Here is a 17,812-nt window from a genome sequence, read left to right as displayed (position 1 = left end):
CAATCTATGAACGAAAAAGATTTCCTAACACATGCATAGGCCGAATTTCTTTTGTCATATTTAAATAATTCTTATTTATTGTCCAATTTCACTAGTTTATTTCGCTAAGATATTGCTGAATTGTTTCTTCATTTAATGGTCCAATAATTTGTCTTTGAATTCTTCCTTCTGTATCAATCATAAATGAAGAAGGAATCGTTAAAACTTTATATTTCTCTAAACTAAGGGCTTCTTTATGCAGTAAAGGAATTGGGAAAGTTAGATCATAGCTTTTAGCGAATAAACGTACATCTTCAATTGAGTTTTGTCTAAAAGTTAAATTAACCGCAACGATTTCTACATTTTCTTCCTTTGCATACCGATCATAGTAATTTTGCAAATCAGGCATCTCCTCTTTACATGGAGGACACCATGTTGCCCAAAAATTTAACAAAACTTTTTTCCCTTTTAATTGTGATAAGGTGATCGTTTCTCCCGTAATCGTTTCTAATGTAAAATCAGGCGCCATTTGACCTTTTTGAATTCCAAATTCAGCATTTACAAGATCAACTTCATATCCTTTAATTTTGGATTGCTCCGCAACGTCTTCACTTGCCTCTATCTGTTTTTTTATATATCCACCAAGCATGATGGCAATAAGTGCTAATACAACTACAACACCAATCATTGATTTTTTCAAAGCCAGCCCTCCGGTTATGCTAACAATTCATTCATAAGAAATTCGTTCGTTTTTTCAATAGAATAACATATTTTTCTGAAATCGTTATCACTTTTCACTTAGCTGTCATTTTTTAGATTAAATTTTGCGAATCTAAAAAATGACCCAAAAGGCATCTCGTACCTTTTGAGTCATTTATATCGGTATTATAAGGAAATATAACGTAATGGATTTACATTACCAGCTTTTTGTCCTTGCCAAGATCCCGTATGAATTTCAAAGTGTAAGTGAGGTCCTGTTGAACGGCCTGTACTACCCATTAAACCAATTTGTTGACCTTTTTCAACAGTTTGTCCTGTACTCACTTGAATTGAACTTAAATGTGCATATACTGTTGTATAAATTTCACCGTTAATAGAATGCGTGACAATGATACAGTTACCATATGTTGATAAAGGTGCAGCGTAAGTAATAATACCACCTGCAGCTGCTAGGATAGGTGTACCAGTGCTGTTTGCTAAGTCAATACCATAGTGGAATTCCGGTCCATAACCAAGATTACGCCAACCCCAAGGACTTGTTAAAACGCCATTTGTCGGTTTCATAAATGTACCATCAGAAGTATTAGGAATTGACCCACCATTTTGGTTTTTTAATGCTTCTAATTGACGTTGTTGCTCTTGAATAATTTTTTGTTCAAGCTCTTTACTTAAATCTAGATATTCTGAATATTCTTCCTCTAATAGTGCTTTTTCACTTTTTAGTTTTTCTTGTTCTGCTTCTAGTTCGTCTATATATTTATCTTTTTCGGATTTTTGTGTACTCAATGAATCTTTTAATCTTTGTAATTCATCTTTCTTATCTTCAAGCTCTTTTTTTGTATTTTCCAATACAAGCTTTTGTTCTTCTAATTTTTTCTGATCTTCCTGTTGCTCACGCATAATTTGGCGGTCAGCTTCTATTAATGTATTGACTGCAGAGAAACGGTCTATAAAATCTACAAAACTATTTGCTCCAAGTAATACATCTAAATAATTGACTGTTCCACTTTCTTGTATAGCACGGGCACGATCACGTAATAATTCATCACGCTGATTTATTTTATCTTGTAAAACTGTAATTTCTTCTTCTAAAGCTTTAATATTATTATTTGCTACTTCAATCTCTTCGTTTGTAGTTGAGATTTGCTTATTTGTATCCGTTATTTTTTTACTTAATGTTTCAATCTGAGCTATTAACTGTTCCATTTTCCCTTCGATGGAATTAATCTCGTTGCTTTTGTTTTTAATTTCAGAGTTTATTTCGTTCTTTTGTTGGTCAATTTCGCTTTTCTCATTTTTCAAATCTGATAAACTAGTCGCATATGTAATAGGTACTTGAACTATTAGTAGTATCGCTACAATTGCGACGAAAAGCTGAATTCGATTTCTTTTACTTTTTTTCATTCAAACTATACTCCCTTCGACTAGACCTTTAAAAACTTACGTACGGACATAAAGCTTCCCCATACACCTATGAAAATCCCTAGTACAACGATTAATCCATTTACTTGCCAAATTAAAGGTGTTACTTCAAGCATTTGAATCAATTGACCTTCTAATTTTGGCGCATATGCGTCATATATGTTGTAGTAGACAAAGGATACAAGCGCCATTGGAATAATTGCGCCACATAATCCTAGCCACATGCCCTCTAATAAAAATGGAATTCGTACAAAGGAATTTGTTGCACCTACTAATTTCATAATCTCAATTTCATCTTTTCTAGCAATAATTGTGATTCGAATCGTATTGGAGATTAAGAAAATAACTGTAAATAGTAATCCTAAAATTAAAACTAATCCTATATTTCTACTAGTTTCTAAGACACTAAAGAGTTTTTCTACTTTACCTTCTCCATACACTACGCTATGTACATTATCAAATTTCTCGATTTTTTTTGCGATGTTTGCTGTTTCTAATGGATCCTCTGCTTTTACGTAAAGTACATTTCTTAACGGATTACTTTGTTCATATAATTTAAATTCTTCACCATGGCTTTGAATTAATAATTCTAGCTCCTGATCCTTAGAAGAGTACTCCACTTCTGCTACACCAGATAGCTTTGTGACTTGATCAATAAGTTCATCCTCTGCAGCTTTTCCCTCTTCATCGTCTTCAATGATATCAATAAGTACTTTTATCTCTACATCATTTTCGAGGGTATTGGCAATGTTGTTTAAATTCATCATGATGACAGTAAATATACCTACAAGTACAAGGGTTACCGTCACTGCACTGATTGACGCAAAGGTCATCCATCTATTTCGTCCTAATGACTTTATGCTTTCACGAATGTGTCTACGTAAAGTTCTACCCTTCATAACCGTAGTCACCCCCATCAGCATCTCGAACAATCATGCCGCCTTCAATAGCGATTACACGTTTACGAATTGAGTTCACAATTTCTCGGTTATGCGTAGCCATAACAACCGTTGTTCCACGAGTATTAATCTCCTCGAAGATTTTCATAATCTCCCATGAGTTTTCTGGGTCAAGGTTTCCTGTAGGCTCGTCCGCTATAACAATTTTCGGAATATTGACGATTGAGCGAGCAATTGAAACTCGTTGTTGCTCCCCACCTGACAATTCACTTGGCAGCATACGCATTTTGTGTTTTAGACCTACTAAATCTAGTACATCCATCACACGTTTTTTTATCAGCTTCGGATGCTCTTCGATTACTTCTAAAGCAAAAGCAACGTTTTCATAAACATTTAGCTTTGGTAAAAGTTTAAAATCTTGGAACACAATCCCAAGCTGTCTTCTTAATGCTGGAATTTGTTTATTTTTCATTTTCCCTACATTTTTACCATTTATAATAACATCACCAGATGTTGGCTTTTCTTCACTATACATCATTTTTATAAAAGTCGATTTCCCAGCACCACTAGGACCAACTACATATACGAATTCCCCTTGACGGATATCGACATTAATGCCATTCGCAGCAACGACACCGTTCGGGTATTTTTTATAGACATCTCTCATCGAAATCATGGATTCACCTTAATTCTCTGATTTTTTACAATCTCAACATTGATTATATCATTCTATGTCATTCTTATACTATTACATTTTTATTTCAATATCGCCGAATTTCGTAATCAATACCTATTTTTTATTAACTTTTTTAACATAGATTGCTATAATTCGATTTTTTTCTTTAGAGTTGATTTTCATTCCAATTGTTTTATTATGAGGAAAAAAAGTAAGTATGTAAGAAGTTGCGGGGATATATTTTACTAGAATTGATTGAGTAATGAACAAAAAAAGAATGAATCACTTTACATCGAAAGCGATTCACTCTTTGATTTATAATCACCTTTAGTTTTCGTTATGACTGGAGTGTGTAGCGTACAATTATGCTACCGGTACGAGATTCCCCAAGTAATCTTAATGTTGAAGCATCCTCTATAATTTTTTCAAAAAACTGTGTTTTACTTAAAAATTGCTCTTCTTCAGAACGAATTGTTACATCTGCTAAGCCAATATCTGCCTTTCCGAAGTTTGTGGACACTTGTCCATTGAGCGAGACAGTTTTAGGAATATATATTTCAACAGCTCCCGCAACAGTAGTGGCCTTCATTTTGCGTGCTGTATTGGATGTTGTTGTCACAACAACTGCTCCATTTACGGATTCTGCTTCAATTTCTTGTAGGTTTCCATCGATATAAATTCGACCATTTACCGTTTCAGCTTCTAGCTCATCACCTGTTACATGACGTAACTCAATTGCTCCATTGCCACCATTTATTGTTGCTGTTTCAAATGTTGTATGCTGAACTTTTACAGCACCATTATATGATTTAATCTTTACTATTTTTGTATCAATATTTGAAATAGTAATACTACCGTTTAAGAGGCGTAGCATAAGTAGATCGTATTGTTTTTCTGGTAAAACAAGGCGCAATGATACTTGAGACATTTTTGAAGGTGTTGTGATATCTAGTTTTCCATCCTTCAATGTAACAAATTTTTGTTCGAAGTCTGCTTTTGTTTTTTCTTCATCTTTATTTACAAGTACTGTTTTCACGTGAGCTTCGACGAAAATTTTATCAGATTCACCTTTGGCAACATCAATTTTCCCACTTGGCAATTCGATTTCAAATCCTCTTACTTCTTCGCTATTAAATTCATAAGTTTTTTCAAATTCAACCTTGTCACCAAAAGGAAATTCAAAGTCGAAATCCTTTACTTTCGTATACGTAGAATTCATTAAGTCCATCACTTTATGGCTAAAATGAGACAAATCTTGTTTTAAGTCATTAAAGAATTCATTCATTTTATTATTCGTATCTTTATTATTGAACATATTGTTAAACATTTCTTCAAAACTGTTCTTTGACTTTTTATCGTTATTTATTTTTTCGAATTTTGGTTCTTCAGCTTTACTATAATCCGTTGTTTTTTCTTCTTCGTTTGTTACAGATAGTGGAGTGGAAGCTTTTTCTTGAGTGGATTCTTTTTCCTTTGACAACGCTTCTAGTAAAACAATAGCCTCTTCCGATGAAATTGTTCCATTTTCAACTAATTGTATAATGCGTTTTCGCTCGTTTTCCATGAATTAAAAATCCTCCCTCTAAGGTATATACCAAGTATACGTCAAGGGAGGAGAAAAAGTTTCAACTCGTATAAAAAAATCACGAATATTGTGTTGCTTTTGGTGAATCATGTCAAATCTTCAAAATATAATTGCAAATCCAAAATACTAATCAATTATTTTTTACTTGCTTCTAAAAGTACTTGTTCCATCCGTTTTCGATCACGTTCTAAAATAGGTTTTAAATAACGACCAGTATATGAACCTTCGACCTTTGCAACCTCTTCCGGTGTCCCTGTTGCAATAATAGTCCCACCATTGTCGCCACCTTCTGGACCAAGATCAATGATATAATCGGCTGTTTTAATAACGTCAAGATTATGTTCAATTACCAGCACCGTATCTCCGTTTTCAACAAGTCGTTGAAGAACTTCAAGAAGTCGCGCAATATCATGAACATGTAAGCCAGTTGTTGGCTCATCTAAAATATAGAAGGACTTACCTGTTGAACGTCTATGCAGTTCCGATGCTAGCTTCACTCGTTGTGCTTCACCGCCTGATAAAGTAGTGGCTGGTTGTCCTAGTTTCATATAACCTAGACCTACATCCACAATGGTCTGAAGCTTACGTTGAATTTTCGGTACATTTTCAAAGAATTTAACTGCATCTTCAATGGTCATGTTTAATACTTCTGAAATATTCTTCTCTTTATAACGAACCTCTAATGTTTCACGGTTATATCGCTTTCCATCACATACTTCACATGGAACATATACATCTGGTAAGAAGTGCATTTCTATTTTTATAATACCGTCACCACTACAAGCTTCACAACGGCCACCTTTTGTATTAAAGCTGAATCTCCCTTTTTTATAGCCACGGATTTTTGCTTCATTAGTAGAGGCAAATAAATCACGGATATCATCAAATACACCTGTATAAGTAGCCGGATTTGATCTCGGAGTTCTTCCAATTGGTGATTGGTCAATATCGATAACTTTATCCAGCTGCTCAATGCCTAATATTTCTTTATGAGTGCCTGGTTTTACTTTTGCTCGATTTAAATGATGCGCTAAAGATTTATATAAAATCTCATTAATTAATGTAGATTTTCCAGAACCTGATACACCAGTTACAGCGATAAATTGTCCAAGTGGAATATCGACTGTGACATTTTTCAGATTGTTTTCTTTCGCACCTTTTATTTTCAGCTTACGCCCATCTGATTTTCTACGTTCGATTGGTAATGGTATAAATTTCTTACCACTTAAATACTGGCCTGTAATTGAGCGGTCATCTTTCATTACCTCAGCGGGTGTTCCAGATGAAACTATTTCACCACCATGTACACCTGCTCCTGGGCCAACATCTACTAAATAATCCGCAGCAATCATCGTATCTTCATCGTGTTCAACGACAATCAATGTATTTCCTAAATCCCGCATCTCTTTTAATGTCGAAATGAGACGATCGTTATCACGTTGATGAAGTCCAATGGAAGGCTCGTCCAAAATATAAAGTACGCCAGTTAAACGGGATCCTATTTGAGTTGCAAGCCGAATTCGCTGCGCTTCTCCACCAGATAATGTCCCTGCTGATCTCGAAAGTGTTAAATAATCTAAGCCCACATTGATTAAAAAGCTCAATCTTTCTGTAATTTCGCGAATAATTAATCGAGCAATTTGCATATCTTTTTCTGACAAAGTCAATGTAGAGAAAAATCCGTACATTTCAGAAATAGAATGCTTTGTAGCTTCTGAAATATTTAATCCTTCAACTTTTACTGCTAATGATTCTGGTTTTAAGCGATGTCCTTTACATGTTGGACATGGTTGCTCCGTCATATATTTACTCATTTGTTCACGAGTATAGTCAGAAGAAGATTCGCGGAAGCGACGTTCAACATTTCGAACAACCCCTTCAAACTCAATTTTTTTATTATGAACACTTCCATAATCGCTTTCATAATAGAAATAAATAAGTTCCCCATTAGATCCATAAAGAATTTTATCCATCTGATCCTTTGGTAGCTCTGAAACAGGAACATCCATCGGAATTTTATAATGATCACAAACTGACTTTAAAAGCTGTGGATAGTATTGAGAACTTGTCGGCTCCCAGGCAGCAATAGCATGTTCTTCAAGAGTCTTGCTCCAATCAGGAATTAGTAAATCAAGATCTACTTCTTGTTTAAAACCCAATCCATCACAAGAAGGACATGCCCCAAATGGACTGTTAAATGAAAACATTCGCGGCTCTAATTCTCCAATGGAAAAACCACATATTGGACAAGCATGGTGCTCACTGAATAATAATTCTTCGTGATCGATCACATCGACTAAAACACGACCCTCCGCTAATCTACACGCCGTTTCAAGAGAATCACTTAATCGGACTTCTACCCCTTCTTTTACTACTACACGGTCAATAATGACTTCAATATCATGTTTTTTGTTTTTGTCTAGTTCGATTGAATCGTCTAAATCACGAATCTCTCCGTCAACACGGACACGAACATAACCTTGTTTTCTCAAATCTTCTAATAGCTTGACATGTGTCCCTTTTTTACCTGAAACAATCGGTGCAAGAAGCTGCATTTTCGTTCTTTCAGGATATTCCATTAGGCGATCAACCATTTGTTGTATCGTTTGAGATGTAATTTCAATGCCGTGGTTTGGACAAATTGGCTTTCCAATACGTGCAAATAAAAGACGTAAATAATCATATATTTCAGTTACTGTCCCAACTGTAGAACGCGGGTTGCGGCTTGTCGTTTTTTGATCGATAGCAATTGCAGGTGATAATCCTTCTATAGAATCTACATCTGGCTTATCGACATTTCCTAAAAATTGGCGAGCGTAGGCAGATAAGGATTCTACATATCTACGTTGCCCTTCTGCATAAATCGTATCAAATGCAAGAGAAGATTTCCCAGAGCCTGATAAGCCTGTTATAACAACAAGCTTATCGCGAGGGATTTTAATCGTAACATTTTTTAAATTATTAGAACGTGCCCCTTGGACAACAATTTCTGTATTTTTCACTTTGGTCACCCTTCTACCTTCAGTTCGAATATTGTATCTCGTAGTTCAGCAGCACGTTCGAAGTCAAGCGCTTTTGCTGCTTCTTTCATTTCTAGTTCTAATTTTGCAATTAACGCTTTTATTTCGGACTTCGTTAATTTTTTGCCCTTTGTCACCTTTGTAACGTATGTTTCTTCCTCTTCTGCCGCTTGTGTTGCACGAATTAAATCCGGGATTTTTTTCTGAATTGTTTTTGGCGTAATGCCGTGCTCTTTGTTATATGCCGCTTGAATAGAACGACGGCGTTTCGTTTCATCAATTGCCTTTTTCATTGAATCAGTCATTTTGTCTGCGTACATAATGACATGTCCATTGGCATTACGGGCAGCCCTTCCGATTGTTTGGATCAATGAACGCTCAGAACGTAAAAATCCTTCTTTATCCGCATCAAGAATTGCTACTAAAGATACTTCTGGTATATCAAGGCCTTCTCGTAGTAAGTTAATCCCTACAAGCACATCATACGTTCCTTTTCGAAGCTCTCGAATGATTTCAATTCGTTCAAGTGTTTTTATTTCAGAGTGAAGATATTCGACCTTCATGCCCATTTCTTTTAAATAGTCCGTTAAATCTTCAGACATTTTCTTCGTTAATGTCGTGATTAACACACGCTCATTACGTTTTATACGATTTTGAATTTCATCGATTAAATCATCAATTTGCCCTTCAATTGGTCGGACATCAATTGTTGGATCAAGCAACCCTGTTGGACGAATAATTTGTTCTACCATTTCTGGTGTGTGCTCCAATTCATATGGTCCAGGTGTTGCTGATACATATATAGCTTGATGTAAATGCTCTTCAAATTCTTCAAATTTTAAAGGTCTGTTGTCTAAAGCAGATGGTAGACGGAATCCATGTTCTACTAACACTTGCTTCCTTGCCTGGTCTCCATTATACATTCCTCTTACTTGTGGTAATGTTACATGGCTTTCGTCTACTACAAGTAAAAAATCTTTTGGGAAATAGTCGAGTAACGTATATGGTGTGACACCTGGCTCTCTCAATGTTAAATGACGCGAATAGTTTTCAATGCCTGAACAGAAGCCCATCTCACTCATCATTTCTAAATCATAATTTGTTCTTTGCTCAAGTCGTTGCGCTTCAAGTAACTTATCTTCTGAACGGAATTTTTCTAGCTGTTCTTCCAATTCTTTTTTAATATTTTCAATGGCGATTTTCATTTTCTCTTCACGAGTTACGAAGTGAGATGCTGGGAAAATTGCAACATGATCACGATCACCTAAAATTTCTCCTGTTAGGGCATCGACTTCACGGATACGATCAATTTCATCTCCAAAAAACTCCACACGGATACAATGCTCGTCACGGGATGCCGGGAAAATTTCAACCACATCACCACGAACACGGAATGTTCCCCGTTGGAAGTTAATATCATTGCGTTCATATTGAACATCGACTAGCTTACGTAATAATTGGTTGCGTTCAATTTCCATCCCTGTTCGGATGGATACGACCATTTCTCGATATTCTTCTGGATTCCCTAAACCATAAATACATGACACAGATGCAATGATAATAACATCGTCTCTTTCAAATAGAGCACTCGTTGCAGAGTGTCTTAGTTTATCGATTTCATCGTTAATACTAGAATCTTTCTCTATATATGTATCCGTTTGTGGTACATAGGCTTCTGGTTGGTAGTAATCGTAATAACTAACGAAATATTCAACAGCATTATTTGGAAAAAATTGTTTAAATTCGCTATACAATTGACCAGCAAGTGTTTTATTATGTGCGATTACAAGCGTAGGTTTATTTACTTCTTTTATAACGTTGGAAATGGTAAATGTTTTTCCTGTACCTGTTGCTCCAAGTAATGTTTGATGCCGTTTTCCTTCTTTAACACCTTGTACTAGTTGTTTTATAGCTTCTGGTTGATCACCACTTGGTTGGTATGGGGATTGCAATTCAAATGTCATTGATCGGCCGTCCTTTCACCCATTTATCTAACAATAATTTTAGCATATCACTTTGAAAAAATCGACAAATAAGCGAACGTATATTCTAATTTGTTTAGCAATTTTTTTCATGATTGTCTTAAGACTGAACCCTTTGTTGAGATTTGTTTGGTACTATTTTTAATTCTATAGTAGTTAGGAGCTTCATATTATTTAGCACCTACAATGAACAAAAGCCGCCTTATAAATTGAACTTACCCCATTTATATGGGAAAAATTCACTTTCACAAGACGGCTTTATATTTTAATTCATCGATTCTTGTAATTCACTTAATTCCGTGGCATAGGCATAAAAGGCTTCTTTGTTTCTTTCATCTAACGCTGTATCGATGAGATCTTTTAACTCTTCAATACGTTGTAATCTTTGAATACGGTTTAAAAACAAGTCCAAATAAATGTCATTCAACAACTTCTCAGATTCATTTGCATGTTGATAGTGTCCAACTGCCTTAAGAAAATCTGTGTATGAATAATATTTATCCATCGATATCACCCCGATTCCCTTTTTTCTATTATAAAAAATCGAGTATCAATTTGCAATATATTCTGAAAAATAGATTCTCTTAACAATTTGTGAATTTTTTCTAATTTTTGTTTAATTTTACTAATTCGATGTTGAACTTAATCGAAAATCATATTATGATGTTCTTGGATCACGCAAGTTCCATAAATTAACAACAGAAAGGAGAATAATGTAATGCAGTCTGAAACAATTGTCGATTCTTATCATCTGTCATTTAATTCGTATTTAATCAAACCCATAAAAAAAGGAGAAAAACTTTATTCATGCGTTTACGATAAAAGCGGTGAAGTGATTGTCAGCAGAAAACCGCTTTACATTATTCGAAAATCATGTATTTTAATGGGGACAAGCTACACAGCTGCACGAGAAGTATCAAAAAGCTTTTTTGGTAAAGAAAAACATAAGTTACCAATCATTATTGCATACGACTATGGAATTCCATTGGTGTTCTTCCCAATTTTATCACCAGCATCTCCAAATAATGTTTGGGTGGCGCTACATAGTATCGTAAATATACAAAAAGCTGATGATTGTACACTAATTACATTAAAAGATGATCGAGAAATTAAACTGCAAGTGCACTATACATCATTTTGTACACAATACGTATGTGCAACTATGCTACAAAAATACGGATCAAATCAACGACTAATTATTCAAAATGACTTACTTCTTTAATTACTTGGGAAGCTTTTTTGAAATATAGATCAAGCAAACTTTCCACTTTATTTCGAAGGCGTATATTGGAGTATCTTCTAATTTCCATTGCCTGTTGAAAATAGAAATAATACTCTGTAAACATTTCATCACTGTTTCCACGTTCGACTCTTAAATTACGATGTGTTAAATACGCCTTCGTTTTTTTTAGGTCCTCATGAGCAATTTTTCGTGCCTCTTCTATTAAATGAAAATACGGCCGTTTAAGTTTAAACTGCCCCGCTTCAATTTGTGCGTGATCCTTATCCAAAACGATGAGCAACATCGGTAAGTATATAGCCGATTCTAAATACGGGACAGCTTCAATGGGAATATGAGCCACTAAATATCCCTCCTAAATACAGAACGTTTGTTCTTATATTTTACAACATAAAACGAAAAATGCAAATCGGAGACAAGAAAAATTTAGTGGAGATTTTGGGATTTTTTAGAGTTTTCAATACTTTAATTATAAGGATTGATTAGCAGTTAGCTTTCAATTTTCTAATGACATTTTTTGCTGATTGTCGAATTTCAATTATTTAATTATAATATATATTACTAATTGATAGATTCGAGCGAATGTAATGCAATAAAATATAAAGGAGGAATAATGAATATGGATCAAGTTTTGCAAGCCATTTTAGAGCTTTCAAACAAAATGGACGAGCATTTTCACTCTTTATCACAAAGAATGGACTCTCTTGAGGCAAGAATGGCATCTCTTGAAAAGAGAATGGACTCCCTCGAAGCACGAATGGATTCTCTTGAAGAGAGAATGGGCTCACTCGAGGTACGAATGGATTCTCTTGAAGAGAGAATGGACTCACTCGTGATACGAATGGATTCTCTTGAAGAGAGTTCAAGTGAAAATCACAGTGAATTAATAGGTAAAATTAATCGAATAAATGAAAAGATAGGAATTTTAGCATACGATTCAGTTGACACAAAAGCAGATGTACGTATGTTAAAAAAAGCAACGGGAATGTTTGATGTTTAATCACAAGTAAAGATTCTCGGATTATGCTACAAAAACAAAAAACAGCATCCCATCACCAATTTGGTCAATAGGATGCTATTTTTATTACTTAAAATTAAATACGAGAACGTAAATAAGCGTTAATAAATCCATCTAAATCCCCATCCATAACGGCATGGACATTACCAGTTTCAAAATTAGTACGGTGATCTTTTACCATTGAATATGGATGGAATACATATGAACGAATTTGAGAGCCCCAACCAATTTCCTTTTGTTCACCACGAATGGCATCAAGCTCAGCCTGTTGCTTCTCAATTTCTAATTGATAAAGTTTTGCTTTTAACATGCTCATCGCTTTCTCACGGTTCTTAATTTGAGAACGCTCAGCCTGACACGAAACGACAACACCTGTCGGAATGTGGGTGATACGAACAGCTGAGTCCGTTGTATTAATATGCTGACCACCTGCTCCTGTTGCACGGTAAGTATCTACCTTTAAATCTTCAGTACGTACTTCGATTTCAATTTCATTATTAAACTCAGGCATAACATCACAGGAAACGAACGATGTATGACGACGACCAGCCGAATCAAAGGGCGAAATACGAACTAAACGATGAACACCTTTTTCTGCTTTCAAATAGCCATAAGCATTGTGCCCTTGAATTAATAACGTCACCGATTTAATTCCGGCCTCGTCACCAGGTAAATAATCCATCGTTTCGACTTTAAAGCCATGCTTTTCAGCCCAGCGTGTATACATGCGAAGTAACATGGAACCCCAGTCTTGTGATTCTGTACCGCCTGCACCAGGATGAAGCTCGAGGATTGCATTGTTTTTATCGTAAGGTTCGCTTAAAAGCAATTGAAGCTCAAAGCCATCCATTTTCCCCTCGAATTCTTGCAATTCTTCAGCGAGTTCATTTTGCAACTCTTCATCGGGTTCTTCTTTTAAAAGCTCCAACGTCATTTCTAAGTTTTCTTGAGTTGAAACAAGATCATTGTATTCATTCACAACCGCTTTTAACCCATTTGCTTCATTAATGACTTTTTGCGCACCTTCTTGGTCATTCCAAAAGTCTGGCATTAACATCATCTCATCAAGCTCTTGAATCCTTGCCTCTTTGTTTTCTAAGTCAAAGAGACCCCCTGAAATCCGCCAATTTCTTGGCTGTAGTTTCCAATGTATTTCTTACATCTGCTAATTCAATCATAAAATGAAATCCTCCGTACTAGTTATTGAAATTGATAGAACCGTGCCATTGATTGAAAATGGCAACGGTTCGGAAATTGTGTTACGTAAAGATAGTTATTTAATCTGTAAAATATACACAGCATTTCGAGACAATTTACTTCGAAAACGGCTGAGTGGAGAAAAATTTGTCGTGAACGGACTAAATGCTCGTCTGAATGGACAAAACGTACCAATTTCTAGACATAAGATTGTTCACTGGACAAAACCTATGCCCCAGTGGACAAAAGCCGCCGTTCAACGGACTAAATACTCGTCTGAATGGACAAAACACACCCGTTTCTGGACATAAAATCGTTCACTGGACTAAATCTTCGCCTGAGTGGACAAAAGTTGCCGTTGAATGGACTAAATGCTCGCCTGAATGGACAAAACGTGCCATATACTGGACATAAAATCGTTCACTGGACTAAATCTTCGCCTGAGTGGACAAAAGTTGCCGTTCACTGGACTAAATGCTCGTCTGAATGGACAAAACACGCACGCCATCCATAAAATTATTCACTGACTAATTACTGCCCAGCACCATGGCAATTTTTATATTTCTTGCCGCTACCGCATGGACAAGGATCGTTACGACCGATATTTTCAGCTTTACGAACTGGTTGTTTTTTCTTAGGTGCAGCTTCTTCTTTTGGATTAACTGCTTGGCCTTTCGCTACTTCTTCACGTTCTAAATTATTGCGAATTTGTGCTTTCATCGCATATTTTGTAACATCTTCGCGAATGGAAGCGACCATCTCTTCAAACATAGCAAATCCTTCTTTTTGATACTCGCGTAATGGATCAGTTTGTCCATAAGCACGTAAATGAATCCCTTGACGCAATTGATCCATTGCATCAATATGGTCAATCCATTTCGTATCAATTGAACGAAGTAAAATAACCTTCTCAAACTCACGCATACGTTCAGGCGTAAGCTCTTCTTCTTTAGCGTCATATTTTTTCTGTACTTCTTCATAGATGTGATCAATGATTTCTTCAGGTGATTTACCTTCTAAATCACTAGCCTTCACAACACCTTCATCTAAAAGGTTGCCATGAACATAGTCTTCAATTGCTTTTAGATTCCATTCTTCTGTAGGACCTTGTGTATGAATTCCTACAATATTTTCAATGGATTCTTGAATCATAGACTCAACAAGCTCACGCATATTTTCAGATTCTAATACTTGGAGACGCTCTTGGTAAATAATTTCACGTTGTTGACGTAATACATCATCGTATTGTAATAAGCGTTTACGAGCATCAAAGTTATTTCCTTCAACACGTTTTTGAGCAGATTCTACCGCTTTTGATACCATTCCGGATTGAATTGGTTGTGAATCATCCATACCAAGACGCATCATCATCGCCTTCATCTTATCAGAACCGAAACGACGCATTAATTCATCTTCAAGTGAAAGATAGAATTGAGTAATACCTGGGTCACCTTGACGACCAGAACGCCCACGTAACTGATTGTCGATACGGCGTGATTCATGTCGTTCCGTACCGATAACCGCTAAACCACCAAGTTCTAGGACACCTTCTCCAAGTTTAATGTCCGTACCACGACCTGCCATGTTTGTCGCAATCGTTACAGAACCTTTTTTACCTGCATCTGCAATAATTTCCGCTTCATGCTCATGGTTTTTGGCATTTAAAACGTTATGTGGAATTTTATGTTTATCCAATAAATTAGAAATAATCTCTGATGTTTCAATGGCAACTGTACCAACTAAAACAGGTTGACCTTTTTTATGACGTTCGGCAATGTCAGCAGCAACCGCCTTAAATTTCCCTTCCATAGTCGCAAAGATTAAATCTGGGCGGTCTTCACGGGCAATCGGTCGATTCGTTGGAATAACAACTACCTGCATGTTGTAAATATTACGGAATTCTTCTTCCTCTGTTTTTGCTGTACCTGTCATACCAGACAGTTTTTCATACATACGGAAGTAATTTTGGAACGTAATCGTTGCCATCGTCATGGATTCGTTTTGAATTTCAACGCCTTCTTTTGCTTCAATTGCTTGGTGTAAACCATCAGAATAGCGGCGACCTTTCATTAAACGACCAGTGAAGCTATCAACAATAACGATTTCTCCATCTTGTACAACATAGTCCACATCGCGATGCATAGAAACATGCGCTTTTAATGATTGATTAATTGAATGAAGCAGGCGAACATGTGTTAAGTCGAATAAATTGTCGATTCCAAATGCGCGCTCCGCTTTTGAAATGCCGCTTTCTGTTAACGTAACACCTTTAGTTGTTTCTTCATATGTGTAATCTTCTTCTGCCTTCAGCATTCGTACAAAAGCATTTGATTGCACATAAAGCTTTGCAGAACGTCCTGCTTGTCCAGAAATAATAAGTGGCGTACGGGCTTCATCGATTAAGATGGAGTCAACTTCGTCAATTACTGCAAAATACAACGGACGTTGAACACGGTCTTCTTTATAAAGCACCATATTATCACGTAAATAGTCGAATCCTAATTCATTGTTCGTACTATATGTAATATCTGCTGCATAGGCTTGTCGTTTTTCTTCTTTCGACAAACTATTTAAGTTTAAACCAACTGTTAAACCTAAGAAATTGTAAAGCTGACCCATTTCATTCGCGTCACGACTTGCAAGGTATTCATTGACAGTAACAACGTGTACACCATTACCAGTGATGGCATTTAAATAAACAGCCATTGTAGAAGTTAATGTTTTCCCTTCCCCGGTCTTCATTTCTGCGATATTTCCGTCATGAAGTGTAGCAGCCCCCATTAATTGAACACGGTAAGGATACATGCCTAAAACACGCTTAGCTGCTTCGCGACAAACTGCAAAAGCTTCAGGTAGCATAGAATCAAGGGATTCCCCATCTTGGAAACGTTTTTTGAATTCATTTGTTTTTTCTTTTAACGCATCATCTGACAATTGCTCCATTTGGGATGCAAAAGCCTCAATTCGATCTGCGACTTTTTCTAGTTTTTTAATTTCTTTTTTATTTGGATCAAAGATTTTACTTAATATGTTCGCCATGAAATTTTTCACTTCCCATATAGTCTCATTCTCCATTTTAACAAATAGTATACAGTCGGTGCAAATGACCGTTCCTTTTGTTTTTTGCATTCGTTTATTATGATCACCTATTGCTTTATTCTATTGTAACTACAATTGTAGTTTTTAACCTATTTTTGTTAGATTATGACGAATGAAAATGGTCTGCCTCCGCTAGAATACGACAATGATTGTTGAAGTTTAAATAAGATTCGACAAATGTGAGGGAAGAATCATGAATTTGCAAATTTATGTTGTGAATTGACGAAAATGATTACAAGACGTGAAGGAGGAACTTTAGGGAATTTATGTAAATGAAGAGAAAATGAGAAGGAAAGAATTCAGAAATAAGATGAATGAGCTGTCAAAGCGATGATTAGAGGCTAAGTAATGATGGTGAAGAAAAAGGTTTTAATGAAATGAAGGAACAGAAAAAAATATGTACCGGGAGATGACCTGAGTGGAATGAGAATAATATACACTTAGAAACAAGGGATAGAGTAATTAGAATTAAATGGAATTATAAAACCCATCAATAAAATATCCACTGGTAGATGGCGGGAGTGGAATGATATGAAGGTCAAATACATGTTTTCTGGGAAAAGCGGTTGTTGGCATGATGATGAAGATAGATCCATTTATATTAAGAAATGAATAAAAAATCGCACCTGGTTCTGGGGATGGGGACCAGGTGCATTTATATGAATCAAGGGGGATTCTTTAATTCTATAATATGGTCATATATTGGAGAATATCGAACCCAATTGTGACAATATCGTTGCAGTTTTTGAATAATTAAGTTCGTGATGAATTAAGTTAAATGAGGTTACTTTTTATCGCTCTGTTTTGTGTCCATATCACCATCCACGCTCTTATGCTCGTTTCGCGATCTTGTTATCGCCCTGTTTTGTGTCTGAATCGATACATTTTGTGTCCATATCGCCCTATTTTGTGTCCATATCGATACATTTCTTTTTAGCCCCCTTAAATATTTAGACACGAAAATAGTTTTTCTTT

The 17,812-nt window shown here is 35.8% G+C and carries 15 protein-coding genes; 3 read left to right on the top strand and 12 right to left on the bottom strand.

Annotated features, from left to right (window positions below; translation table 11 throughout):
• Positions 1-91: 91 nt before the first annotated feature.
• The 8 genes from CD30_RS10410 to CD30_RS10375 form a co-directional block, all read right to left on the bottom strand.
• The gene (locus tag CD30_RS10410; RefSeq protein ID WP_235802046.1) at positions 92-679 is read right to left on the bottom strand and encodes a peroxiredoxin family protein; all 588 of its coding nucleotides are present in this window, start codon (positions 677-679) and stop codon (positions 92-94) included.
• Positions 680-864: 185 nt separating this feature from the next.
• Complete coding sequence (locus CD30_RS10405) at positions 865-2,103, bottom strand: murein hydrolase activator EnvC family protein (RefSeq protein ID WP_036176404.1); 1,239 nt, start codon at positions 2,101-2,103, stop codon at positions 865-867.
• A 20-nt stretch (positions 2,104-2,123) separates the two neighbouring features.
• The gene (gene ftsX, locus CD30_RS10400) at positions 2,124-3,020 is read right to left on the bottom strand and encodes a permease-like cell division protein FtsX (RefSeq protein WP_036176401.1); all 897 of its coding nucleotides are present in this window, start codon (positions 3,018-3,020) and stop codon (positions 2,124-2,126) included.
• The gene (gene ftsE, locus CD30_RS10395) at positions 3,010-3,696 is read right to left on the bottom strand and encodes a cell division ATP-binding protein FtsE (protein WP_036176398.1); all 687 of its coding nucleotides are present in this window, start codon (positions 3,694-3,696) and stop codon (positions 3,010-3,012) included. The genes ftsX and ftsE overlap by 11 nt, the downstream gene beginning before the upstream one ends.
• A gap of 337 nt (positions 3,697-4,033) precedes the next feature.
• Positions 4,034-5,260 carry a DUF4097 family beta strand repeat-containing protein gene (locus tag CD30_RS10390; RefSeq protein WP_036176395.1) on the bottom strand — a complete coding sequence of 409 codons (1,227 nt, stop codon included), beginning with the start codon at positions 5,258-5,260 and terminating at the stop codon, positions 4,034-4,036.
• 155 nt (positions 5,261-5,415) lie between these two features.
• Positions 5,416-8,283, bottom strand: coding sequence for an excinuclease ABC subunit UvrA (gene uvrA / locus CD30_RS10385; protein WP_036176393.1), 2,868 nt, complete (start codon positions 8,281-8,283; stop codon positions 5,416-5,418).
• A gap of 5 nt (positions 8,284-8,288) precedes the next feature.
• Positions 8,289-10,265, bottom strand: a complete 1,977-nt coding sequence (uvrB, locus tag CD30_RS10380; RefSeq protein WP_036176391.1) for an excinuclease ABC subunit UvrB — start codon at positions 10,263-10,265, stop codon at positions 8,289-8,291.
• A 283-nt stretch (positions 10,266-10,548) separates the two neighbouring features.
• Complete coding sequence (locus tag CD30_RS10375; RefSeq protein ID WP_036176388.1) at positions 10,549-10,788, bottom strand: IDEAL domain-containing protein; 240 nt, start codon at positions 10,786-10,788, stop codon at positions 10,549-10,551.
• 213 nt (positions 10,789-11,001) lie between these two features.
• Between CD30_RS10375 and CD30_RS10370 the strand changes: the two genes are divergently transcribed.
• Entirely contained in the window at positions 11,002-11,505 is a 504-nt protein-coding gene (locus CD30_RS10370) for a competence protein ComK (protein WP_036176387.1), read from the top strand.
• On the opposite strand, the gene CD30_RS10365 is transcribed toward CD30_RS10370, so the two are convergent.
• Complete coding sequence (locus tag CD30_RS10365; protein WP_036176384.1) at positions 11,480-11,866, bottom strand: hypothetical protein; 387 nt, start codon at positions 11,864-11,866, stop codon at positions 11,480-11,482. The two genes, CD30_RS10370 and CD30_RS10365, sit on opposite strands and share 26 nt — an antisense overlap.
• A gap of 276 nt (positions 11,867-12,142) precedes the next feature.
• On the opposite strand from CD30_RS10365, the gene CD30_RS19490 reads away from it, so the two are divergent.
• A complete protein-coding gene (locus CD30_RS19490) occupies positions 12,143-12,523 on the top strand; it encodes a DUF7310 family coiled-coil domain-containing protein (RefSeq protein WP_052126146.1) in 381 nt (126 codons plus the stop codon).
• 94 nt (positions 12,524-12,617) lie between these two features.
• Here CD30_RS19490 and prfB read toward each other — a convergent pair.
• A protein-coding gene (prfB, locus tag CD30_RS10355; RefSeq protein ID WP_408056759.1) for a peptide chain release factor 2 occupies positions 12,618-13,719 on the bottom strand; the annotation gives its coding sequence in 2 pieces (ribosomal slippage) (positions 12,618-13,643 and positions 13,645-13,719; 1,101 coding nt in all).
• Positions 13,720-13,722: 3 nt separating this feature from the next.
• Between prfB and CD30_RS20120 the strand changes: the two genes are divergently transcribed.
• Entirely contained in the window at positions 13,723-14,049 is a 327-nt protein-coding gene (locus CD30_RS20120) for a hypothetical protein (protein ID WP_141096051.1), read from the top strand.
• A 220-nt stretch (positions 14,050-14,269) separates the two neighbouring features.
• On the opposite strand, the gene secA is transcribed toward CD30_RS20120, so the two are convergent.
• Both secA and CD30_RS20410 read right to left on the bottom strand, forming a co-directional pair.
• Positions 14,270-16,777: a preprotein translocase subunit SecA gene (gene secA / locus CD30_RS10350; protein ID WP_036176381.1), complete on the bottom strand. Its 2,508-nt coding sequence runs from the start codon at positions 16,775-16,777 to the stop codon at positions 14,270-14,272.
• An 844-nt stretch (positions 16,778-17,621) separates the two neighbouring features.
• The coding region (locus CD30_RS20410) for a hypothetical protein (protein WP_036176379.1) at positions 17,622-17,812 on the bottom strand (191 nt) is incomplete at its 5' end.

It is taken from the genome of Ureibacillus massiliensis 4400831 = CIP 108448 = CCUG 49529, assembly GCF_000772965.1.
GTDB classification, from domain to species: domain Bacteria; phylum Bacillota; class Bacilli; order Bacillales_A; family Planococcaceae; genus Ureibacillus; species Ureibacillus massiliensis.
Note: the sequence above shows the minus strand (reverse complement) of the source record. Positions and strands in the feature narration are given on the sequence as shown.